At 64.9% G+C, this 21325-nt stretch carries 19 protein-coding genes; 7 read left to right on the plus strand and 12 right to left on the minus strand.

Translation table 11 applies throughout. From position 1 onward, the window contains the following. Positions 1-100: 100 nt before the first annotated feature. Positions 101-1351: an MFS transporter gene (locus ACSBQT_RS09285; RefSeq protein ID WP_410710710.1), complete on the minus strand. Its 1251-nt coding sequence runs from the start codon at positions 1349-1351 to the stop codon at positions 101-103. A 159-nt stretch (positions 1352-1510) separates the two neighbouring features. On the opposite strand from ACSBQT_RS09285, the gene ACSBQT_RS09290 reads away from it, so the two are divergent. Next, on the plus strand, positions 1511-2101 hold the full coding sequence (locus ACSBQT_RS09290; RefSeq protein ID WP_052239663.1) for a TetR/AcrR family transcriptional regulator: 591 nt from the start codon (positions 1511-1513) through the stop codon (positions 2099-2101). Between the two features lie 42 nt (positions 2102-2143). Further along, positions 2144-2803, plus strand: a complete 660-nt coding sequence (locus ACSBQT_RS09295) for a histidine phosphatase family protein (protein ID WP_410710711.1) — start codon at positions 2144-2146, stop codon at positions 2801-2803. A gap of 32 nt (positions 2804-2835) precedes the next feature. On the opposite strand, the gene ACSBQT_RS09300 is transcribed toward ACSBQT_RS09295, so the two are convergent. Together ACSBQT_RS09300 and ACSBQT_RS09305 are read right to left on the minus strand one after the other, a co-directional pair. Continuing rightward, a complete protein-coding gene (locus ACSBQT_RS09300; RefSeq protein WP_410710712.1) occupies positions 2836-3339 on the minus strand; it encodes an SRPBCC family protein in 504 nt (167 codons plus the stop codon). An 83-nt stretch (positions 3340-3422) separates the two neighbouring features. After that, complete coding sequence (locus tag ACSBQT_RS09305; protein ID WP_410710713.1) at positions 3423-3785, minus strand: ArsR/SmtB family transcription factor; 363 nt, start codon at positions 3783-3785, stop codon at positions 3423-3425. 182 nt (positions 3786-3967) lie between these two features. Here ACSBQT_RS09305 and ACSBQT_RS09310 point away from each other — a divergent pair, with 182 nt between their 5' ends. Further along, a complete protein-coding gene (locus tag ACSBQT_RS09310; RefSeq protein WP_139468677.1) occupies positions 3968-4789 on the plus strand; it encodes an HAD-IIA family hydrolase in 822 nt (273 codons plus the stop codon). Positions 4790-4882: 93 nt separating this feature from the next. Here the strand turns inward: ACSBQT_RS09310 and cls are convergent, their stop codons facing one another. The 4 genes from cls to ACSBQT_RS09330 all read right to left on the minus strand — a co-directional run bounded on the left by cls (position 4883) and on the right by ACSBQT_RS09330 (position 11389). Further along, positions 4883-6355: a cardiolipin synthase gene (cls, locus tag ACSBQT_RS09315; protein ID WP_410710714.1), complete on the minus strand. Its 1473-nt coding sequence runs from the start codon at positions 6353-6355 to the stop codon at positions 4883-4885. A gap of 180 nt (positions 6356-6535) precedes the next feature. Next, positions 6536-7708: an acyl-CoA dehydrogenase family protein gene (locus ACSBQT_RS09320; protein WP_410710715.1), complete on the minus strand. Its 1173-nt coding sequence runs from the start codon at positions 7706-7708 to the stop codon at positions 6536-6538. Positions 7709-7754: 46 nt separating this feature from the next. Beyond that, the gene (locus tag ACSBQT_RS09325) at positions 7755-9752 is read right to left on the minus strand and encodes an acetyl/propionyl/methylcrotonyl-CoA carboxylase subunit alpha (protein ID WP_410710979.1); all 1998 of its coding nucleotides are present in this window, start codon (positions 9750-9752) and stop codon (positions 7755-7757) included. Positions 9753-9775: 23 nt separating this feature from the next. Beyond that, on the minus strand, positions 9776-11389 hold the full coding sequence (locus ACSBQT_RS09330; RefSeq protein WP_410710716.1) for a carboxyl transferase domain-containing protein: 1614 nt from the start codon (positions 11387-11389) through the stop codon (positions 9776-9778). A 134-nt stretch (positions 11390-11523) separates the two neighbouring features. Between ACSBQT_RS09330 and ACSBQT_RS09335 the strand changes: the two genes are divergently transcribed. Further along, positions 11524-12150 carry a TetR/AcrR family transcriptional regulator gene (locus ACSBQT_RS09335; protein ID WP_410710717.1) on the plus strand — a complete coding sequence of 209 codons (627 nt, stop codon included), beginning with the start codon at positions 11524-11526 and terminating at the stop codon, positions 12148-12150. Positions 12151-12217: 67 nt separating this feature from the next. Here ACSBQT_RS09335 and ACSBQT_RS09340 read toward each other — a convergent pair whose 3' ends face one another. The 3 genes from ACSBQT_RS09340 to ACSBQT_RS09350 all read right to left on the minus strand — a co-directional run bounded on the left by ACSBQT_RS09340 (position 12218) and on the right by ACSBQT_RS09350 (position 16619). After that, complete coding sequence (locus tag ACSBQT_RS09340; protein WP_410710718.1) at positions 12218-13138, minus strand: NADP-dependent oxidoreductase; 921 nt, start codon at positions 13136-13138, stop codon at positions 12218-12220. Between the two features lie 93 nt (positions 13139-13231). Further along, positions 13232-15409, minus strand: a complete 2178-nt coding sequence (locus ACSBQT_RS09345; RefSeq protein ID WP_410710719.1) for a 3-hydroxyacyl-CoA dehydrogenase NAD-binding domain-containing protein — start codon at positions 15407-15409, stop codon at positions 13232-13234. 1 nt (position 15410) lies between these two features. Beyond that, positions 15411-16619 carry an acetyl-CoA C-acetyltransferase gene (locus ACSBQT_RS09350; RefSeq protein WP_039211381.1) on the minus strand — a complete coding sequence of 403 codons (1209 nt, stop codon included), beginning with the start codon at positions 16617-16619 and terminating at the stop codon, positions 15411-15413. Positions 16620-16904: 285 nt separating this feature from the next. Here ACSBQT_RS09350 and ACSBQT_RS09355 point away from each other — a divergent pair, with 285 nt between their 5' ends. Beyond that, on the plus strand, positions 16905-17309 hold the full coding sequence (locus ACSBQT_RS09355; protein ID WP_101545740.1) for a hypothetical protein: 405 nt from the start codon (positions 16905-16907) through the stop codon (positions 17307-17309). A gap of 150 nt (positions 17310-17459) precedes the next feature. On the opposite strand, the gene ACSBQT_RS09360 is transcribed toward ACSBQT_RS09355, so the two are convergent. Next, positions 17460-18290, minus strand: coding sequence for a carbon-nitrogen hydrolase family protein (locus tag ACSBQT_RS09360; protein ID WP_410710720.1), 831 nt, complete (start codon positions 18288-18290; stop codon positions 17460-17462). A 69-nt stretch (positions 18291-18359) separates the two neighbouring features. Here ACSBQT_RS09360 and ACSBQT_RS09365 point away from each other — a divergent pair, with 69 nt between their 5' ends. Next, positions 18360-19004 carry a GntR family transcriptional regulator gene (locus ACSBQT_RS09365; protein WP_410710721.1) on the plus strand — a complete coding sequence of 215 codons (645 nt, stop codon included), beginning with the start codon at positions 18360-18362 and terminating at the stop codon, positions 19002-19004. A gap of 123 nt (positions 19005-19127) precedes the next feature. Here ACSBQT_RS09365 and ACSBQT_RS09370 read toward each other — a convergent pair whose 3' ends face one another. Beyond that, a complete protein-coding gene (locus tag ACSBQT_RS09370; RefSeq protein ID WP_410710722.1) occupies positions 19128-20498 on the minus strand; it encodes an MFS transporter in 1371 nt (456 codons plus the stop codon). A 138-nt stretch (positions 20499-20636) separates the two neighbouring features. Here ACSBQT_RS09370 and ACSBQT_RS09375 point away from each other — a divergent pair, with 138 nt between their 5' ends. Further along, positions 20637-21317 carry a DUF2848 domain-containing protein gene (locus ACSBQT_RS09375; RefSeq protein WP_410710723.1) on the plus strand — a complete coding sequence of 227 codons (681 nt, stop codon included), beginning with the start codon at positions 20637-20639 and terminating at the stop codon, positions 21315-21317. The last annotated feature ends 8 nt before the right edge of the window (positions 21318-21325 follow it).

The following is a 21325-nucleotide window of genomic DNA, read 5'->3' on the forward strand; positions in this document are numbered from 1 at the left end:
GTTTATCGCCATTCACCGGACCTCTGCGACTCGGGGGTCGCGGGCAGGCCTTGTGCATCGGATCGGTCGGGTCGGCAATGATCGTCGGGCTCGATGTCTGTCACTGACGGCGTCGGGGACCCACCAGCACACCGACGGCGGCGCATCCGCCGATCACGGCAAAGGCGATGTGCGGCCCGAAGTCACCGATGAGTTCGCCCGTCAGCGGTGCCCCGACGGCCTGACCGACGGCGATGACGAGGAATGCCAGACCCACCCCGGTGGCAGGACTGGAGGCATAGACCTCGGTGCCCCAGACGAGGAGCAAACCCGTGAGTGCGATGTAGACGGCCCCGAATGTCGCGCAGAGCAGCCCGGCCGCGCCGGGGATTCCAGCGGCCGGAGCGAAGAGCACGGTGGCTGCTGCGAGGAGGAGCATTCCCAGCACCCATGATCGCCTGAGCCCGATCCGTCGTGCAGCGTCTCCGGCGAGTGCACCGAGGATTCCGAAGGCACCGAGCAGTATCCACGCAATTGCTGAGGCGGTCGGACCCATTCCACCTACACTGCCGAGGACATCGCGACCGAACGTCCAGACCGCCGAGCTCGCAATTCCCATGAGCCCCGAAGCTGCGATGATCCTGCCGCTTCCCGGCGGGAAGAGGGGACGGGGCAGAAGAGCCGACACCGCACCTCGCCCATCCTTCGCGTGCGAAGGCGTCTCGGCGCACCGCTCCGCGCTCGTCGAGGCCCCTCTGTTCGTCGTGCGAGCCGGGCCGGGACGGCCGGCTGAGGGCACGGCCCGCAGCACCCAGACTGTGACCGCCGCAGAGATCGCCGAGAAGGCAAACCAACCCAGTCGCCAGTGGCCCGACGCGAGCAGAGCAGCGGGTCCGGCGACAGCGACGCCGAGTCCCGTACCGGCGTTGATCACCGTCTGCGCCCGCCCTTGGACTGCTGCGCGCAGGGAATGCGCGACAGCATGAGCGAGCGGTGGTGAGGCGACACCGGTACTCGAACCGGCGACGACTACACCGACCGCCAGCAGCGCGGGGTTCGGGGCGAGCGCGACAAGGGCCGTGCCCGATGCCGCAATGACCCCGGCGGACACGGCAAGGACGCGACCGCCGAATCGCGGCGTGAGCGCGGTGGAGACGATGATCGCTGCACAGTAGGCCACATACGACCCGGAGGCGATGGCGCCCGCGGTCGAAGCCTCGAGACCGAACTCCGTGCGAATGGGCGGAAGGAACAGCCCATAGGCGAAGCGGGCAAAGCCATAGCAGACGGCGATGAGGGCGGTCCCGGCTGCGATCAGAGTCAGCGCGCCACGACGGTCGAGCGGGCGCTGGCTGAGGAGGGTCGATGTCATTGGGGAGGTCTCCGATCGCAGGACAGGCTGCCCCCGGCGCCGGGCCGCAGCAACAAACTTCACAGGTCTGTGAATCACTCTGCCCTCATGTACACTGATCTGTAAAGATCGACCGCGCAGCGATGCGCGGGCCACCGGAGACGAGACAGGACCGAACCGATGTCGGCAGCACCGCAGACCGATGCGCTCACACCCCCACGACTGACCACAGGAGCGAGACGCATCCTCGAAACTGCAGGGGAGCTCTTCTACGCTCACGGCATCCACGCGGTCGGCGTCGACACGATCGCGGCCGAGTCCGGAATCACAAAACGCACTCTCTACAACCGATTCGAGTCGAAGGATGGGCTCGTCGTCGCATACCTGCAGTTCAGGCATGACGCCTGGTGGCAGAGACTGGAATCGCGCCTCGAGCACCTCGGCGACGGCAAGGAAGCGAGCGAACGCGTCATGGCGGTCTTCGATTCGTATACTCTCGATTCCCAATCTGCCGATCGCGGCTGCGGCTTCATCAATGCGGCCGCAGAGCTTCCTGACGCCCATCCCGGACGCGCCGTCATCCGCGCTCACAAACAGCGGGTCGTGGAGCTCATCTCCGGCTGCCTGGAAGACAGCGGCATCCCCGACCCTTTCGAACTGGCTGAGCACATCTTCCTCATCCTCGAGGGAGCCATGGTCCACTTCGGCATCGACGGAGACGACCGCCGTCTGCGCAGGGCGAGGGAGCTGGTCTCACGGCTTCTGGCCTGACGATCGTCACAGCAGGCCGATTTCGGTAGGCTCAAAGTCACCATGGCCATCACACGATCCCTCTTCGTCGTCACCCACCCGGAGGCCCGGCACCATCTCGAGGCCAGGGTCGGTGGGTGGCACGATTCCGAGCTCACTGCCCGCGGCGAACTCCAAGCCGATCGCATCGCCGCCGAGCTGCGGTCGCGGATCCCGGCGGCCGCCTCGGTGCAGGTGTTCACCTCCGACCTCCGGCGCACCCGCACGACCGCTGCGATGGTCGCCGATCGTCTCGGCACCCGCGCAATCGACCACCCGGGCCTGCGCGAGAAGTCGTACGGGGTCGCGGAGGGACGGGAGCAGTCCTGGCTGGACGAGCGCTTCGTCTTCCCGCCCGTGCCCGATGGCGCCTTCGACCACACGATGCGCCTCGATCATGTCGAAGGCATCGACGGGGCGGAGACGCGACGTGAGGCCGGTGCTCGGATCTACTCCGCGGTCGACGAGATCCTCGCGCAGAGAGCCTCACACCAGGTGGTCGTCACGCACGGCTTCGCCCACACGTTCGTCATTGGTCGGTGGCTGGAGCTGCCGCTCGAGGCGATGGGCCGGGCGACCTTCGCCGCGCATTCCGGGTGCATCACCGAACTGGCCGAGGACGATCGGTTCGGCAATCGGACCCTGCGTTCGCTGGCGGCGGTGGACCACCTCGGCGATGCCTGAGGCGGTTCACCGCCGTGATCAGCCGGCACCGGTCAGGAACCGAGCTCTGTACCGAGTTCGTTGAAGGCCGATGACCATCCGTCGTACGCACTCGCATCTGAGCCCGAGTCATTGGGCAGGCCGGTCAGCGTGAACGTCATGCGGGTGCGGTCGGCGTCGATCTCCTCAAGTGCGACGCTCACGCGCGGGGCATCGTCCACCTCGCCGGGACTCCCCCATGTGAAGTCGAGGCGGACGGGCTCGTCGATGTGGAGGTACTTCCCGGCGGTCGGGAACTCCTGTCCCGTGTCGGGTGTGCGCATCGTGTAGGTGTATTCGCCGCCGACCCGCAGGTCGACGGATACGGATTCGCGTGGGGTGACCAGCGTTTCAGGGTGGAACCAGCGGGCCATGACGTCCGGGTTCGTCCAGGCTTCCCAGACCCGGGCCCGCGGTGCGGCGAATTCGCGGACGATGGTGAATCCCGGCTCCCCCGCCTGTGCGCTGTTCGGATCGGTCGCGGTGGTGTCTGTGTTGGCTGTGTTCTCGGCGTTCATCGCTGTTCTCCTCCTTGAGTCGTGCATGATGTCTGCGTCGTACGTGTTGTCCGCGTCGTTCGGTACGTCGTTGCCGTCGATGGTCAGTCCGCAGTGCGATCTGCGGTCGACGGATCGGTCGTTGATGGGTCGGTGGGCACCTCCTCGGCGAGGATGCGGTCGAGGTTGTCGAAGCGCTGCTGCCATTCGTCGTGGGCCGCCTGCATCCATTCGGCCGCCTCGGTGAGGGCGTCGGCGTTGAGTGCGACGATGCGCTGCCGAGCGGCTTTCGATCGGGTGATGAGCCCCGCCGTCTCGAGCACCTTGAGGTGCTGGGAGACTGCGGATCGACTGATCGGCAGCGGTTCCGCGAGCTCACCGGCGGTCTTGTCTCCCCCGCGCAGCCGATCGATGATCGCCCGACGTGTCGGATCGGCAAGCGCCGCGAAGACGTGGTCCATACTCATTTAAGCACCCTCTTAATTAAGTGAAGACTACAATACACTTCTCAGCCGCCCCGTCAAGGGGCTCTGGGACGATCCGCAAAGGGGTACGGCACCACCTCGGATCGGACTTCTCAGCACATTTGCGCTCAACCCGACTAGGCTGGAAACAGCCGCTTCGGCCCACCCCGAGCTCGAGGAGAGACATGGATCGCGATTCGATCGACTGCTGGCTGACCGACATGGACGGCGTCCTGGTCAAGGAGAACAATCCTCTGCCGGGAGCCGCAGAGCTGCTCGCCCAGTGGCGCCAGGCCGATATCCCCTACCTGGTGCTGACAAACAACTCCATCTACACCGCTCGCGACCTCTCCGCCCGGCTGCGCTCGAACGGGCTCGACGTCCCCGAGTCGAACATCTGGACCTCGGCGATGGCCACCGCGGACTTCCTGTCCAATCAGGTCGAGCACGGAACGGCCTACGTCGTCGGCGAGGCGGGGCTGACCACGGCGATCCACGAGGCCGGGTTCGTCATGACCGAGCACGACCCGGACTTCGTCGTCGTCGGCGAGACCCATTCCTATTCATTCGAGGCGATTACGAAGGCCATCCGCCTCATCGATGCCGGCTCCCGGTTCATCGTCACGAACCCGGACGCCACCGGCCCCTCCCCCGAGGGCGTCCTGCCGGCCACCGGCGCCATCGCCGCCCTCATCACGAAGGCGACGAACCGCGAGCCCTACGTGGTGGGCAAGCCGAACCCGATGATGTTCCGCTCGGCCCTGAACAGGATCGGCGCCCATTCGATGAGCACCGCGATGATCGGCGACCGCATGGACACCGACATCATCGCCGGCATGGAAGCGGGCATGCACACCGTGCTCGTGCTGTCGGGAATCTCCACCGCCGAGGATGTCCGCCGCTTCCCGTTCCGACCCAACGAGATCGTCGACGGAGTCCACAATCTGTTGGACGTGCCGCTGGAGAGCCGCGGCGACCTCGGCCCCGACCCCACGGGCTCCGCCTGATCGTCTCCTAGAGGTCTCGATGTCTCCTAGGGGTGGCCCCCCCCTCGTTTCTTCGTCCGAAATCGCGGTGGATCCGCCCGCAGGAGACACCGGCTACTGCAGCGATGAGGTCAGGCGCATGACGGACTCCATATACCGACGAGGCCATGGGCGCTTCTCCCATTCCTCCAGGGTGAGTTCGTGGCTGACGTGCTGGTAGTCGGCGATGACGTCGACGATGTCGTCGACCAGGTCGCCGCCGGTGGTCAGCAGGCTGATCTCGTAATTGAGACCGAACGAGCGCATGTCCATGTTCGATGAGCCCATCACGGCATAGAGGTCGTCGACGATGAAGCACTTCGTGTGCAGCACGGCGGGTTTCGGGTAGAGGAAGATCCGCACCCCCGCTTCGAGCAGCGACCGGTAGTAGGACGACTGTGCCCGGTCGACCATGTACTGGTCCGCCTGCTCGCTGACGTAGAGCTCGACGTCGACCCCACGCCTGGCCGCGGTCTCCACGGCTGCCAGCAGCGATTCGTCGGGCACGAAGTAGGGGCTGACGATGGCCAGGCGCTTCTGCGCCAGATACATCATCGAGGTGAAGACTTTGAGGTTCGGAGCGGTCGTGAACCCGGGCCCCGAAGGAACCAGCTGCATCGCGCTCGTCGCCCCGCCGACTTCGGGCTCGTTGCCGTCGCGTTCGTACGGGCGGATGCCCAGCGCCTGTCCTGATTCGGAATACCAGTCGGTGGAGAACACCGCTTCGATTCCGGCGACAATGGGGCCGGAGAGCTCGACCATGATGTCGTGCCAGTTCCGGCCGATCTGGGAGTTCTTCCTGTTGAGGTAGCTCGAATCGATCATGTTCTGCGAACCCATCATCGCCCGCTTGCCGTCGATGACGAGCAGCTTGCGGTGATTGCGCAGGTCGATGCGTCGGGCCTTGCCGCGCCACGGGATGAACGGCAGCATCAGGTGCCATTCGATGCCGGCGGCGTTCAGTCGTTTGCCGAGCCTGTGGAATCCCGGATATTTCCGCGACCCGATGTGGTCGAAGAGGACACGGACTTCGACCCCGCGCGCAGATGCTCGCTCGAGCGCCTGGAAGAAGATGTCGGTCGTCGAATCCCACGCCATGATGTAGATCTCGACGTGGACGTATTCGGCTGCCCCGTCGACGAGCTCGGCCATCCGCTTGATCGACGCCTCGTAGTCCGAGATCACCCCGTGGCTGTCGCCGGTGACCATCGGCAGTGCGGTCAGTGCCCGTCCCAGTTGGGCGACGGAGACGAATTCCGGCTCGGCGACCAGGGACGGCGGCACATCGGGCAGGTCGTCGGCACCTTCGTGCATGAGTTCGTTCGCTTCGGCCTGGATCCGGGCGCGGCGCTGATTGATATAGGGGCTACCGAGCAGCAGGAATGCGGGAATTCCGACGATCGGCACGAACAGGATGAGCAGCAGCCATGCCGAGGACGATGACGGGCGACGGTTCTCCGGCACCACACCGACCGCGATGATCTTCACGATGTATTCGATGACGATCCACGTCGTCGTCGCCACCGACGCCACCAAGCTGAGATCCATGTGCTCCCACTTCCCCTTCGGTCGCCGTCTCACCTCACGGTGTTATCGGACCAGAATATCGCCCGCCGAGGCGGCACTGCACGTCCGTACGGATGTGCGGCGCCGCCTCGGCGGGCGTTGATGGTGTGGGTGACCGACGGAAGGTCGGCACCGGCCCTCAGGGCAGGATGTGGACTGGGCTCAGAGTCCGAGTTCGCGGGCGATGAGCATGAGCTGGACCTCGGTGGTGCCTTCGCCGACTTCGAGGATCTTCGAGTCGCGGTAGTGGCGGGCGACGAGGTATTCGTTCATGAAGCCGTAGCCGCCGTGGATCTGGGTGGCGTCGCGCGCGTTGTCCATGGCCGCTTCGCCGGCGATCATCTTCGCGATGGCGGCTTCCTTCTTGAACGGCAGTCCGGCGAGCATCCGCGAGGCCGCGAGGTAGTACGCCGACCGGGCGGCGACGACGCGGGCCTCCATACGGGCGATCTTGAAGGAGATGCCCTGGAAGTCGGCGATCGGCTTGCCGAAGGCCTGGCGCTCCTTCGCGTACTTCACGGATTCGTCGACACAGCCCTGGGCGGCACCGACGGACAGGGCGCCGACGGCGATGCGGCCCTCGTCGAGGATGCGCAGGAAGTTCGCGTAGCCGCGGCCGCGTTCGCCGAGGAGGTTCTCTTCGGGCACCTGCACGTTGTCGAAGGTGAGCGGGTGCGTGTCCGAGGAGTTCCAGCCGACCTTGTCATAGGCCGGTTCGGCGGTGAAGCCGGGGGTGCCGGTCGGGATCATGATCGTCGAGATCTCAGGCACTTCGCGGCCCGACTTCGACGTTCGGGTTCCGGTCACGGCGGTGGCGGTGACCAGGCGGGTGATGTCGGTGCCGGAGTTCGTGATGAAGCACTTGCTGCCGTTGATCGTCCAAGTCCCGCCCGCCAGCGTGGCCTTGGTCCGGGTGCCGCCGGCATCCGATCCGGCCTCGGGTTCGGTCAGGCCGAAGGCGGCCAGGCCCGAGGCGTCGGTGAGCTTCGGCAGCCATTCCTTCTTCTGCTCTTCGGTGCCGAAGCGGTAGATCGGCATCGCTCCGAGCGAGACTCCGGCTTCGAGGGTGATGGCCAGGGACTGGTTGACCCGGCCGAGTTCTTCGATGGCCAGGCACAGGGCGAAGTAGTCGCCGCCCATTCCGCCGTACTCTTCGTCGAAGGGCAGGCCGAAGAGTCCCATCTCGCCCATCTTCGCAACGAGGTCGTAGGGGAACTCGTGCTTGGCGTCGAGTTCGGCCGAGACAGGTGCGACCTCTTCGTCGGCGAACTTCGCGACGCCCTGGCGCAGGTCTTCGTATTCTTCGGGCAGCATGCCCGGAACAAAGGTTTCCATTGTTTCCTCCCGCTTGTGGCGTGGTTGTGGTGTGAGTGGCTGGCGACTATTCGGTGGCCTCGGCTGCGGTTTCGTCGACGACGGTGGCGAGCACCTCGTCGAGTGCGACCTGGGCGCCTGCGACGGCGACGACGTTGACGATTCCGGCGGCGGGTGCGGTGAGCACGTGTTCCATCTTCATCGCCTCGACGACGACGATCGCATCGCCCTGTTCCACTGAGTCCCCGGTCTCGACCTTGATGTCGACGACGGAGCCGGGCATCGGTGCGAGCACCTCGGCGCCCTCGAGTCCTGGCGTCAGCGACGAGTCCGCCAACGGTCGGGTGAAGACGTGGATTCCGGAGTCGGTGCTCACCCAGATGCTGCGGTCGCGGGCGTCGGAGAAGATTCGGGCGGTGTGCTGGATCCCGTCGAGCGTGACGTGCCACAGACCGTCGGCATCGACGTCGACGGCTCCTGCACGGACGTCGACCTCGCGGCTCTGCCCGCCGCCGGCCAGGGTGACCGTGGGACGGAAGTCCGGACGCGAGGTGCGCCAGGCGCTCGGTCCGGCCCACACCGAGGCGGTCGGCCGATTCGCTGAGAGCTCGGCGGCCGTGACCGGCCCGGTCAGGGTAGTGCCTGCCGCTCCCCCGGTGACCGTGACGGCTGCCGCCGCCAGCTGCGCGTGGAGCTCACCGGCGGGGTGCGCCAGCTGCTCCTCGCTGAGGTTGTCGATGAGTGAGGTGTCGAGGTCACCCGCGACGACCTCGGGCAGGCTCATGAGGGTGCGCAGGAAGTCGATGTTCGTCACGATTCCCGGTACCGCAGAGGCGGCGAGCGCCGAATCGAGGCGGGCGATGGCCTGGGCACGGTCATCGGCGCGGACGATGAGCTTCGCGATCATCGGGTCGTAGTCCGAGGCGATGGTCTGCCCGGCTTCGAGTCCGGCGTCGACGCGAATGCCCTCCCCCTGCGGGAAGACGACGTCGAGGGCACGACCGCCGGTGGGCAGGAATCCGCGCGAGGGATCCTCGGCGTAGATGCGGGCCTCGATCGAGTGCCCCGTCAACGTGATGTCGTCCTGGGTCAGCGGCAGCGGTGCACCGGTGCCGACGAGCAGCTGGAGTTCGACGAGATCGACCCCGGTGACCTCCTCGGTGACGGGATGTTCGACCTGCAGACGGGTGTTCATCTCCATGAAGAAGAACTCGTCAGGGCGGTCGGCGCCGACGATGAACTCGACGGTTCCGGCGCCGACGTAGCCGACGGACTTCGCGGTCTCGCAGGCGGCCTGACCGATCCGTGCTCGGGTCGCCTCGTCGAGGAGTGCGGACGGGGCCTCCTCGATGACCTTCTGATGGCGACGCTGCAGGGAGCATTCGCGTTCGCCGAGGTGGATGACGTTGCCGTGCGCATCGGCCATGATCTGGACTTCGATATGGCGCGGGGTGGCGACGAGGCGTTCGAGGAACAGGGTATCGTCGCCGAAGGAGCTCGCGGCTTCACGGCGGGCGGTCTTCAGCGACTCCGCCAGCTTCTCGGGTTCGAGGACCGCGTGCATGCCCTTGCCTCCGCCGCCGGCGGAGGGCTTGATGAGCACGGGGAAGCCGATGTCGTCCGAGGCAGCGATGAGGGCCTCGTCGCTCATCGCGGCGTCCTTCGTACCGGGAACGAGAGGCACACCGCGCGAGGACACCGCCTGCTTCGCGGTGATCTTGTCACCCATCGTCCGGATCGCGTCGGCTCCGGGGCCGAGGAATACGATTCCGGCATCGGCGCAGGCGGCGGAGAACTCGGCGTTCTCCGACAGGAACCCGTAGCCGGGGTGGATGGCTTCGGCTCCCGTGGCCTGAGCAGCGGCGATGACCTTGTCGATGCGCAGGTAGGACTCGGAGGCGGCGGCCGGACCCAGGTGGACCGCTGTGTCCGCGGCTTTGACGTGGGCGGCGTGGGCGTCGGCATCGGAGTAGACGGCGACGGTGCGGATGCCGAGACGGCGGCAGGTGCGGATGACGCGCAGGGCGATCTCGCCGCGGTTGGCGATGAGGACGGTTGTGAACATAGTGGATGTCGTCATGGAGGGGCTCACATTCTGAAGACGCCGTAACCGCTGGCATTCAGCGGGCGTTCCATCGGTCCGAAGCGGGAGAGTTCGAGGGCCATGGCCAGCACCTGGCGGGTGTCACCGGGTTCGATGATTCCGTCATCCCACAGACGTGCCGTCGAGTAATACGGGTTGCCCTGGGCTTCGTACTGGTCGCGGATGGGCTGTTTGAAGGTGTCTTCGTCCTCCGTGCTCCATTCTTCTCCGCGCGCCTCGAGCTGGTCGCGCCTGACGGTGGAGAGCACGCTGGCGGCCTGTTCGCCGCCCATCACGGAGATGCGGGCATTGGGCCACATCCACAGGAACCGCGGGGAGTACGCGCGGCCGCACATCGAGTAGTTTCCGGCACCGAAGGAACCGCCGATGACGACGGTGAACTTGGGCACGCGGGCGGTGGCGACGGCGTTGACCATCTTCGCTCCGTGCTTGGCGATGCCGCCGGCTTCGTAGTCGCGGCCGACCATGAAGCCGGAGATGTTCTGCAGGAACACCAGGGGCACGCTGCGCTGGTCGCAGAGTTCGATGAAGTGGGCGCCCTTCTGCGCGGATTCGCCGAAGAGGATGCCGTTGTTGGCGATGATGCCGACGGGGTGTCCGTCGAGGTGAGCGAATCCGGTGACGAGGCTCGTGCCGTATTCGGCTTTGAACTCGTGGAACTCGGATCCGTCGACGAGGCGGGCGATGACTTCGCGGACGTCATACGGTGTGCGTGAGTCCACGGGCACCACGGAGGTCAGTTCGTCCGGGGAGTGCGCGGGCAGGCGGGATTCGATGACGTCCCAGTTCGCATTACCCTTCGGCCCGAGAGTCGAAACGATGTCGCGCATGATCTCCAGTGCGTGGGGATCATTGGCCGCGAGGTGATCGGTGACGCCGGAGACTCGGGAGTGCAGAGCACCGCCGCCGAGTTCTTCAGCGGTGACCTCTTCGCCGGTAGCGGCCTTGACCAGGGGTGGGCCGCCGAGGAAGATCGTGCCTTGCTCGGAAACGATGATCGACTCATCGGCCATGGCCGGGACGTAGGCGCCGCCGGCGGTGCAGGAGCCCATGACTGCGGCAAGCTGAGGGATGCCGGCAGCGGAGAGTGTGGCCTGGTTGAAGAAGATCCGGCCGAAGTGCTCCCGATCAGGGAAGACGTCGTCCTGGTTCGGCAGGTTCGCGCCACCGGAGTCGACGAGGTAGATGCACGGAAGGCTGTTCTCTTTGGCGACTTCCTGGGCCCGGAGGTGCTTCTTCACGGTTACCGGGTAGTAGGTTCCGCCCTTGACGGTGGCGTCGTTGGCGACGATCACGCATTCGCGACCTGCGACTCGACCGATGCCGGTGATGATTCCCGCGCCCGGGCTGGCGTCGCCGTACATGCCGTTGGCGGCCAGCGGAGAGAGTTCGAGGAAGGGAGTGCCGGGGTCGAGGAGCTGCTCGACGCGATCACGGGGCAGCAGCTTTCCGCGATCGATATGGCGCTGCCTGGACTTCTCGGAACCGCCGCGGGCTGTGGCCGCAATGCGCTCCCGGAGTTCAGCGATGAGTTCGGCGTGGGCCTCGGAGTTGACCTGCCCCGTCGCCGGACTGACCGCAGTTCCCACTGCTCTCATTCCATCCTCATTTCAGTTAATGATTCTTAACTGACTGCTATGATACTGCTCACAGGCAGAACTGACAACGCACGAGCCAGACCGCACCGACGTCGTCCGCAACGGTGGGCATCAGGCTCAGGGAAGGAGGCCGGATGTCGATCTCGGACGAGGCCAAGCCGACGGCGCGAGCAGCGGCTAAGGCAGCCAGGCGCGAGCAGCTGCTCGAGGTCGCGAAGACGCTCTATGCCCGGCACGGCTTCCATGGGGTGCGCCTCGACGACCTGGGCAAGGGCGCGGGGATCTCGGCACCGGCGGTCTACCGACATTTCTCGTCGAAAGAGGCCGTGCTCGAAGAGCTCCTCGTCGGCATCTCCGACTATCTCCAGTCCGGAGGCGAGGAGATCGTGTCCGCGGCGTGGGACACCGCGTCGGGGATCTCCCCCACCGAGGCGGCCCAGACCCTGCGGCGTCTCATCGACTTCCACGTCGACTTCGCCATGAGCGAGCCCGAGCTCATCCGCATCCAGGACCGCGACCTCGATGCACTGCCGGACGAATCGCGGCGGACCGTGCGCCGTCTGCAGCGCGCCTATGTCAGCCGGTGGGCAGAGGTCGTCGAAGCCGCGCATCCGGCGTGGACGCTGGAGACGGCCACGGTGCGCGTGCACGCGACGTTCGGGATGATGAATTCGACCCCGCACCAGGCTCGCCGCTCCAGCGCCGAGGTAGTCGAGGTCGAATTGCGCGCCGCCGCAGCCGCGGCGCTGGGGCTCGACTGAACCTGATTGGATCAGCTGAGCCCCGCCTCGGCGATATCTCGATCACAGAGGACGGTCGCTGCGTCGGTCAGGGGACGATGACGAGTTTGCCGCGCACGTGGCCAGCGGCGCTGTCCTTGAACGCCTGGGGCACTTCGTCGAGACCAAAGGTTTCGGCAACCTCGACGGTCAGCTTGCCTTCGTCGACGAGGAGACCGAGCCGGGCGGTCTCGGAGCCGTCGGGACGTACCCAGATGTAGCGTCCACCGTGTTCGGCGACGCTGGGATCGGCCACCGAGGCGTGCGGCCCGCCCTCGGCGAGCACGGCCAGGGTGTCGTCGAGGACTCCCCCGACGAAGTCCGCGACCCCGTCGACCTTGCCGTCGGCGACCTCGAGGACGCGCTCGACCAGACCGTCGCCGTAGGTCACGGGTTCGGCGCCGAGCCCACGCAGGTACTCGTGGTTGGCTTCCGAAGCGGTTCCGATGACGCGGGCGCCGGCGGCTCGGGCGATCTGCACGGCGAAGCTGCCCACTCCCCCGGATGCTCCGTGGACGAGCACGGTCCTGCCTTCCAGGTCACCGAGGGACTCGAGGGTGCGCAGAGCGGTGCCGCCGGCCAGCGGCAGACCGCCGGCCTGTTCCCAGCTGAGGCTCTTCGGCTTCGGAGCCACCGCATGGACCGGGACCGCAACCTTCTCTGCGAAGGTTCCTCCGCCCAGCACGTCCTTACGGGCATAGGCGACGACTTCGTCCCCGATGGAGAATTCCGGGGTGTCGAATCCGAGACCGACGACGACTCCGGCGACATCCCATCCCGGGGTGACGGGAAACTGTGTGGGCATGACCGGGTCGAGGTGACCGCCGACGAGCTTCCAATCTACCGGGTTGACCCCTGCGGCTCTGACCTCGATGAGCACTGAGGCCGGCGGCACCTTCGGGTCGGGCAGCTCCCGGACCGTGATGTCGTCGAAGTTCTCGGTGTAGGCGTCATAGACGGCGGCACGCATAGCAATGGCCTTCCGGTAGATGTCAGTGACACTGAAGTCTCAGTGTGCCTGGACAACACCGGAAGGCTATCAGGCTATTCCAGGGGTGAGCGCTTACTCGTAGGTCTCCCCCGTCTTCGCGCGCTCGACCAGCGAGGCCGGCGGGGTGAAGTGCTCTCCGTACTTCGCGGCCAGGTCGTTCGCCCGGTCGACGAAGCCCTGCAGTCCGCCTTCGTACTGGTTGACGTACTGGAGCACGCCGCCGGTCCACGCGGGGAATCCGATGCCGAAGATCGAACCGATGTTCGCGTCCGGCACCGAGGTGAGCACACCCTCGTCGAGGCATTTGATCGTTTCGATCGCCTCGGCGAAGAGCATCCGCTCCTGGAGGTCGGCGAAGGGCTGATCATTCGATCCCGATTCGTACTTCTCGCGCACACCCTGCCACAGCGTGGTGCGTTTGCCGTTCTCGTCGTAGTCGTAGAAGCCGGCGCCGTCCTTGCGTCCGGTCCGTCCCTGCTCGACCATCCAGTCGAAGACGGCTTCGGAGGGGTGGGCTATCCAGGTGCCGCCAGCGGCCTCGACCGCGTCGCGGGTCTCCTGGTTGATCTTCTGCGACAGGGTCAGCGTCAGCTCGTCGAGCAGCTGCAGGGCACCCGTGGGGTACCCGGCCTGCAGGGCCGCCTGTTCCACGCTGGCCGGTTCCACTCCCTCGCCCACGGCGGCGACCGCCTCGGCGATGAAGGTGCCGATGACGCGGGAGGTGAAGAATCCGCGCGAGTCGTTGACGACGATCGGAGTCTTCCGGATCTGCTGCACGAGATCGAAGGTGCGCGCGAGGACCTCATCGGAGGTGTTCTCGCCGCAGATGATCTCGACCAGCGGCATCTTGTCAGCCGGCGAGAAGAAGTGGACGCCGATGAAGTCCTTGTCCCGGGTGACGCCCTTGGCCAGGTCGGTGATCGGCAGAGTGGAGGTGTTCGAACCGAGGACCGCATCAGGCTCGACGATGTCCTGGATCTCCTGGAACACCTTCTGCTTGAGATCGACGGATTCGAAGACCGCTTCGATGACGAAGTCGACACCGGCGAAATCCTCGGCCGAGGCGCTCGGGGTGATCCGGTCGAGGACAGCCTGCGACTTCGCCTCGGTGGTCTTGCCCTTGGCCAGGGCCGATTCCTCACGCTTGGCGGCGTAGGCCTTGCCCTTCTCCGCGTTGGCGAGCTCGACGTCCTTGAGGACGACCTCGATGCCCGACTTCGCAGCGCTGTAGGCGATCGCCGCCCCCATCATTCCGGCGCCGATCACGCCGAGCTTCTTTACCTGACGAGGTGTGACACCGTCAGGGCGCGAGCCGCCGGAGTTGATGTGGCCGAGGTCGAAGAAGAACGCCTTGATCATGTTCTTCGCCACCGGAGTGTGGGTGACGTTGACGAAGTAGCGGGATTCGACCGTCAGCGCGGTGTCGATGTCGACCAGTGCGCCTTCGACCGCAGCGGCGACCACGGCCCGGGGAGCCGGCATCGGCGCACCCTTGCCCTGCTTGCGCAGCAAGGACGGCAGTGCGGGAAGCATGGCTCCGATCTTCGGCGAGGACGGGGAGCCGCCGGGGATCTTGAAGCCCTTGACGTCCCACGGCTGTACGGCCTCGGGGTTGGCCTTGATCCAGGCCTTGGCCTTGGATTCGAGTTCGGCCGCGGGAGCGAGTTCGTCGATGAGGCCGAGTGCCTGGGCGTCGGCGGCCTTGAACTTCGTCGACGGCAGGATGGCCTTCTGCAGTGCGGTCTGGATGCCGAGCATGCGCACCGACCGGGCGACTCCGCCGCCTCCGGGCAGCAGGCCGAGGGAGACTTCGGGGAAGCCGAAGCGGGCGCTCGGGTTGTCGTCGGCGGCGATCCGGTGGTGAGCGGCCAGGGCGAGTTCGAGTCCGCCGCCCAGTGCCGCTCCGCCGAGGGCTGCGACAACGGGTTTGCCGAAGGTCTCGAGGCGACGCAGCACCTTCTTGAGGTGTTCGACAGCTTCGAATTCCTCTGCCGCATTGGCCGGGTCCGCCTCGCGCAGCTTGTTGAGGTTTCCGCCGGCGAAGAAGGTCTTCTTCGGGGAGGTGAGGACGACACCGGTGATGTCGTCGACATTGGCTTCGAGCCATTCCACGGTCGCCTCGAGGGCGGCCGCGAAGTAGTCGTTCATGGTGTTGACCTTGGCGCCGGGCTCGTCGATGACGACGGTGACGATGCCATCGGCATCGGTGTTGCGCTGGTAGTCGGCAGCTGTGGTTTCAGTGTTCGTCATGTCAGACCCTTTCGATGATCGTCGCGATGCCCATGCCTGCGCCGATGCACAGGGTGACGAGTCCACGCTTGAGGTCGCGGCGCTCGAGTTCGTCGAGGACAGTGCCCAGAATCATGGCGCCGGTGGCTCCCAGCGGGTGGCCCATGGCGATGGCTCCGCCGTTGACGTTGACCTTCTCGTGGGGGATGTTGAGATCCTTCATCCACTTGAGCACGACGGCGGCGAATGCCTCGTTGAGTTCGAACAGATCGATGTCATCGACGGTCATGCCGGCTTTGTCGAGGGCCTTCTTCGTCGCCGGAGTCGGACCGGTGAGCATGATGGTGGGTTCGGACCCAGTGACTGCGGTGGAGACGATCCGGGCGCGGGGCTTCATCCCCATCTTCTGACCGACTTCCTCGTCGCCGAGGATGACGAGCGCAGCTCCGTCGACGATTCCGGAGGAGTTCGCGGCGGTGTGGACGTGGTCGATGGCTTCGATCCAGTGGTACTTCTGCAGGGCCACCTCGTCGAACCCGGTCTGAGCGGCGAGCTTGGCGAAGGCTGGTGGCAGCTGAGACAGCGATTCGACGGTCGATCCGGGACGCATGTGCTCATCGCGGTCGAGCACGGTGATGCCGTTGATGTCCTTGACCGGGATGATCGAATTTTCGAAGAGGCTGTTCTCCCAGGCCGCGGCGGCTCGCTTCTGCGATTCGGCGGCGAAGGCGTCCACGTCTGCACGGCTGAAGCCCTCGGTGGTGGCGATGAGGTCGGCACCGATTCCCTGGGGCACGAAGTACGTGTCGTAGTTCGTCGTCGGATCCTGTGCCCAGGCTCCGCCGTCGGACCCCAGCGGAACACGAGACATCGATTCGACGCCTCCGGCGAGGACGAGGTTCTCGAATCCGGAGCCGACCTTCTGGGCGGCGATGTTGACGGCTTCGAGCCCGGAGGCGCAGAAGCGGTTGACCTGAACGCCGGCAACGGACTCGTCGAGGCCGGCGGCGATCGCGGCGACACGGGCGATGTCGCTGCCCTGTTCGCCGACTGGCGAGACGACGCCGAGGACGATGTCGTCGATCTGGGAGTCGTCGAGGTCCGGATTGCGCTCGCGTACGGCGTCGATGAGGCCGGTGACGAGATCGATTGGCTTGACGCTGTGCAGCGCCCCGCCGCGGTTCTTACCGCGTGGGGTGCGCACTGCGTCATAGATGAACGCTTCGCTCATGTGTTCCTCACAGTCTGGATGGAAGACCGACCATAAGATCTGATCGATCGTTCAGTAACATTCGCACGTCCCATTGTGCCCCGGTTTCGGGTGACGAGCAACACACGCTGGTCCCGCTCGCAGCATGGCGCGACGACGGATGGGAGAGGGGCGGATTGAGTCGACAGTCTCCGCCGATCTCTCGAACTGATAACAGTTCTCCGACCGAGTCATTTCGATAACACCGGAATACAGCAGGGGTGGTTAAGATGGCTCGACTCATCATTTCTGACCCCCTGGAGAATCATGTCCTTGACCACCCCTGCCCGCACGAAGACGGGTTCGAAGCTCGTGGCACTGACCCTTGCAGTCGGCCTCCTCGCCGGCCCCATCGCCGTCGATGCACAGCCGGCCGAAGCGGCAACGAAGAAGTGCTCGGCGAAGATGTCGATCTCGAAGCCTCGACAGTACTCGTACACCAACGTCAACGTCTCGAAGGTCGGGTCGAAGGCCAAGGTCGAGACCCTTGCCCACTACAAGACGACGAAGACGAAGAAGAAGGCCACCGCGTCGAAGAAGGGCAAGGCCTCTCTGAAGTACTACATCTCCGGCGCTACCCCTGGTAAGGCTGTCAAGGTGACCGTGACGGCAAAGAAGGGCAAGACGACGTGGAAGTGCTCGACGTCGTTCAAACCCGTGAAGAAGCGCTGAGCGCCGGGACAGCCTTTCGTCCCGAACATACGCGAAGCAGAGTTTCTTGCTCACAAAGCCCTGTCCGCCAGCCGATGTGCTGGCGGACAGGGCTTTCGGCGATCCACTGGCGGTTATCGATCTCGCGATCGGATTTTTCGACTGGTCGGTTCAGACGCTCTCGACGCGTATATCCTTCTCCAGGCGCGAGTTGTCGAGGACGGGGAGCGCAGCGCGAATTTCCGCGACTCTGCCTGGGTCGATATCGGCGAAGATGGTCTCTTCACCGCGTCCAGCCTCGGCAAGCAGTTCTCCATTCGGCGCTGCCACGTAGGAGTAGCCGATCCCCGTCGGACTGCCAGCCTTCGCCAGTGTTCGCGTGACCACAGGATCTGCCTGGTCGCAGGCAAGCACAAAGGCAGTGGCGTCCAGGGCCCTGGCTGGGCCCAAGAGCTTCCACTGTTCGGCCTTGCCGGGACCGGCGCCCCATGAAGTCGCGAGAATGATTGCATCAGCCCCCGCCCGCGCCTGCGCTGTGAACAGTGCTGGGAATCGCACGTCGTAGCAGATCGCCAGGCCGAAGGTCAGCCCACCGAGGCGGAATGTGCGCACCGACTCCCCCGCGCTCACAGAATCCGACTCGCGGTGACCGAACGCATCAAAGAGATGGATCTTGTCGTAGTCGACGCTGATCTCGCGCCCCTCGTCGACTCCGCGCACAATCAGGGTGTTGACCACGGTCCCATTCTCACCCCCGCGGAAGGCCCCGACAGCGATCACAGTGTTGTTCTCTGCAGCAATCTGCGCAATCGACTCGGCCCACTGCCCGTCGTCCGCGTCAGTCGCACCCGCCAGGTCGTGCCCGAACGCGATCTGGGTGGCCTCAGGGAAGACGATGAGGCGGGCTCCCTCCTGGGCCGCCGCTGCGGTGTGCTTGGCGACAATGTCGAGGTTTTCCTTTTGATCCCCAGTCGAGTTCATCTGCACTAACGCGATCTTCATATGTCTCTCCTCTGTCTACTCATTTCGTGTCCGATGCTGACATTCCAGCAAGCGACTATGGTGGGTTGCATGCAAACTTCGTCAGGTCCTGCCGCGCGCCGGACCGCCTATGAGCGCCTGCGTGACCTCGTCCTGACGGATCCGGCGATTCAAGGCACGTTCCTGACAGAAGGAGATCTTGTCAAGCGGTTCGGTCTGTCCCGCACTCCTATCCGTGAAGCGCTCATCATGCTCGCTTCCGACGGTCTCGTCGATCTCATTCCGCACCGCGGGGCATACATCCGCCCCAGTGATGACCGGGAGATCCGCGAGACGATGGAAGTTCGACAGATGATCGAGCTCGAAACGGCTCGTCAGATCCTGGAAACCGGTGAAACTCCGGTGGCGACCATGGACGACCTCTACCGTCAGCAGGTGGAGCTGCCCGTCTCGCCCGATACGATTCCCGATTTCATCAGCCTTGACCAGCGTTTTCACGCGTCGATGGTCGACGCAGCAGGCAATCGAGTGCTCAGCGACATCTACACACGGTTGAGGGTCAAGCACGTCCGCTTCGGTATCTCTGCGACATGGACCAGCGCCGACCGCCCCGCGCAGGTGCTCGATGAGCATTCCCGGATACTCGAGGCGCTGAGGTCGGGCGACTATTCGGCCACCGCTGAGGCGATCTGCGAACACATCGCACAGACGCAGAATCTCCTGCTCTCTCGCTGAATCTCACCTGCCAAGAAGCGAGCTTCCGTCGGGCCTCTTGCCTCCGCGAGTTATTTCGCATCCCCAGGTGGGGCGCAGTGCTCCGGACAGCCGACAGCTGCCGGAGCACTTGAGCGGCCTGACTCAACGATTCGCAGGCACCTCGTCGGTGGAATCTGCCGAGCGCTGCGCAGCCGCCAGCCTCTCCAGATGATCGAAGTCCTCCTGGACGTTGTTGTTGCGCCCCATGATCAGGCCGATCAGTGTGAGAGTCACAGCTCCGGCCAAATATACGGCCACCCAGACCCAGGTTCCGGTGTTGTCGAGCAGCAGAGTGAACATCATCGGTGCGATCGCCCCGCCGAGCACACCCGCGATGGTGTACGCCAGTGACGAGCCTGTGTACCTCAGGCGGGGTTTGAACTGCTCGACGACGAATGCCGCTTGCGGGCCGTACATAAGCGAATGAAAGAACAGTCCGACTGGGATACCGATATACATCCATGTAGCGTCTCCCGCTTCGAGCTTTGCGAAGAAGAGGAAGCTCCAAGCCACGGCTCCCACCGCGGCGACGCCATAGACAAGGCGGCGGTTGATGACATCCGAGAGATAGCCTGCCAGGGGAATGCAGATCACTTGGAAGGCCGAGCCGAGCATGACCGCACCCAGCACCGTGGTCCTGTCGAGGTCGAGCACAAGAGTTCCGTAAGCGAGGGTGAAGACCGTGAAGAGTGCATAGGTCACATCGGGACCGATGCGGGCGAGGATCGCTGACAGCAGCGGGCGCGACTCGGTCTGCAGAAGTTCGGTGATCGGTTTCTCCGGACGTTCGCCCGACTGCTCGACCGCCTTGAAAACCGGGGTGTCTTCGAGCTTGAGCCGGATCCACAGACCAAAAAGCACGAGTACCGCAGACACGAGGAATGCCACACGCCATCCCCAGGCGAAAAACTGCTCTTCGCTGAGTGCGAGGGTCAGCCCCGCAAAGGCGCCATTGGCCATGAGGTTGCCCGCCGGGGGTCCGATTTGAGCAGCCGAAGACCAGAACCCGCGGTAACGAGGATCCCCGTATTCGCTGGACAGAAGGACCGCACCGCCCCATTCGCCGCCAACTCCGATGCCTTGGGCGAAGCGCAGGAGCACCAGGAAGAGCGGAGCCCACAAGGAGATGCTCTGGTAGGTCGGGAGGATGCCGATGAGACACGTCGAAACTCCGATGAGCACGAGAGTCCAAACGAGGACCTTCTTCCGGCCGACCTTGTCACCGAGACGGCCGAAGACGATTCCGCCCAACGGCCGGGATACGTAACCGACCGCGTACGTTGAGAAGGCCAGCAGTACGCCGACCATCGGGTCGCCTGAGGGGAAGAAGAGCACAGGAAAGACGATGGCGGCAGCCGCCGAATAGATGGCGAAGTCGTACCACTCGAGTGTGGTGCCGCTCAAGCTGGCGGCGAATGCCTTGATGAGGTCCTTCCGCGCCACTTGCGGACGGGTGGTTGATGCACTCTGCATAGCAATCCTTTTCATCTGTCTGGGCAATCCACGCCTGTGACTCTGCGGCGGGAACTGTGATTGCGCTAACAGTATACAGGCTGTATACAATGAGACAACACCAAGCGAAAACTCATCGACGACCAGGAAGAAGACACGATGCTCACCTTCGAACTCCCAGACAAGACCACCGTCGACGTACACGTCGACAGGCTTCTCAACGCCGGCTATGCGGGCCGCGACCAACAAGCCGTTCAGCATCATATTGACGAGCTGGCCGCGCTTGGAGTCTCCGGCCCCAGCCAGGTGCCCGCCCTCTACCCGGTGTCTCCCTACCTTGCCCAGCAGACCGAAACCGTGACGGTTCAGCAGGGAAAGTCCTCCGGGGAGGCAGAGTGGGCCCTGGTCGTATCGGACCGCGGCGTTCTCATCACCGCAGCCAGCGATCAGACTGACCGCGACCTCGAAGTATATGGGGTGGCATGGAGCAAGAACGCCGCACCGAACATTCTGGCCAAGCGCGCATGGGTCTATGAAGAAATTGCCGATCACATCGACGAGATCCGCATCGAATCCTTCGTGACCGATGCGGATGGCGTCGAATCACAGCTTCAGGATGGGAGCTTCGCCGATCTGCTGCCTCCGAGCTACTGGCTAGACGAGCTCAGAGCCAAGGAGGTCGCGCAGCCGGGCACCATCCTCATCTCCGGCACTATCCCCATGGCAAAAGGCGTCGACCAGTTTGCCCCACGCTGGCGAGTGCGCCTGTTCGACCCGCGCACCGAAGACAGCATCGAAATGTCCTATGCCATCGAGAAGATGCCCGAGCCAATCGGGTGAGGTGAACG

The organism is Brevibacterium sp. H602 (genome assembly GCF_051172395.1).
Taxonomy (GTDB): domain Bacteria; phylum Actinomycetota; class Actinomycetes; order Actinomycetales; family Brevibacteriaceae; genus Brevibacterium.

What these genes read in the sequence shown, in the direction of transcription:
- ACSBQT_RS09350 (WP_039211381.1), bottom strand. Translation starts at nt 16,619, where the DNA reads ATGAGCGAAGCGTTCATCTATGACGCAGTGCGCACCCCACGCGGTAAG.
- ACSBQT_RS09305 (WP_410710713.1), bottom strand. Translation starts at nt 3,785, where the DNA reads ATGAGTATGGACCACGTCTTCGCGGCGCTTGCCGATCCGACACGTCGG.
- ACSBQT_RS09365 (WP_410710721.1), top strand. Translation starts at nt 18,360, where the DNA reads ATGCAAACTTCGTCAGGTCCTGCCGCGCGCCGGACCGCCTATGAGCGC.
- ACSBQT_RS09370 (WP_410710722.1), bottom strand. Translation starts at nt 20,498, where the DNA reads ATGCAGAGTGCATCAACCACCCGTCCGCAAGTGGCGCGGAAGGACCTC.
- ACSBQT_RS09290 (WP_052239663.1), top strand. Translation starts at nt 1,511, where the DNA reads ATGTCGGCAGCACCGCAGACCGATGCGCTCACACCCCCACGACTGACC.
- ACSBQT_RS09295 (WP_410710711.1), top strand. Translation starts at nt 2,144, where the DNA reads ATGGCCATCACACGATCCCTCTTCGTCGTCACCCACCCGGAGGCCCGG.
- ACSBQT_RS09335 (WP_410710717.1), top strand. Translation starts at nt 11,524, where the DNA reads ATGTCGATCTCGGACGAGGCCAAGCCGACGGCGCGAGCAGCGGCTAAG.
- ACSBQT_RS09285 (WP_410710710.1), bottom strand. Translation starts at nt 1,351, where the DNA reads ATGACATCGACCCTCCTCAGCCAGCGCCCGCTCGACCGTCGTGGCGCG.
- ACSBQT_RS09375 (WP_410710723.1), top strand. Translation starts at nt 20,637, where the DNA reads ATGCTCACCTTCGAACTCCCAGACAAGACCACCGTCGACGTACACGTC.
- ACSBQT_RS09330 (WP_410710716.1), bottom strand. Translation starts at nt 11,389, where the DNA reads ATGAGAGCAGTGGGAACTGCGGTCAGTCCGGCGACGGGGCAGGTCAAC.
- ACSBQT_RS09300 (WP_410710712.1), bottom strand. Translation starts at nt 3,339, where the DNA reads ATGAACGCCGAGAACACAGCCAACACAGACACCACCGCGACCGATCCG.
- ACSBQT_RS09355 (WP_101545740.1), top strand. Translation starts at nt 16,905, where the DNA reads ATGTCCTTGACCACCCCTGCCCGCACGAAGACGGGTTCGAAGCTCGTG.
- ACSBQT_RS09325 (WP_410710979.1), bottom strand. Translation starts at nt 9,752, where the DNA reads ATGTTCACAACCGTCCTCATCGCCAACCGCGGCGAGATCGCCCTGCGC.
- ACSBQT_RS09310 (WP_139468677.1), top strand. Translation starts at nt 3,968, where the DNA reads ATGGATCGCGATTCGATCGACTGCTGGCTGACCGACATGGACGGCGTC.
- ACSBQT_RS09340 (WP_410710718.1), bottom strand. Translation starts at nt 13,138, where the DNA reads ATGCGTGCCGCCGTCTATGACGCCTACACCGAGAACTTCGACGACATC.
- ACSBQT_RS09360 (WP_410710720.1), bottom strand. Translation starts at nt 18,290, where the DNA reads ATGAAGATCGCGTTAGTGCAGATGAACTCGACTGGGGATCAAAAGGAA.
- ACSBQT_RS09345 (WP_410710719.1), bottom strand. Translation starts at nt 15,409, where the DNA reads ATGACGAACACTGAAACCACAGCTGCCGACTACCAGCGCAACACCGAT.
- ACSBQT_RS09320 (WP_410710715.1), bottom strand. Translation starts at nt 7,708, where the DNA reads ATGGAAACCTTTGTTCCGGGCATGCTGCCCGAAGAATACGAAGACCTG.
- cls (WP_410710714.1), bottom strand. Translation starts at nt 6,355, where the DNA reads ATGGATCTCAGCTTGGTGGCGTCGGTGGCGACGACGACGTGGATCGTC.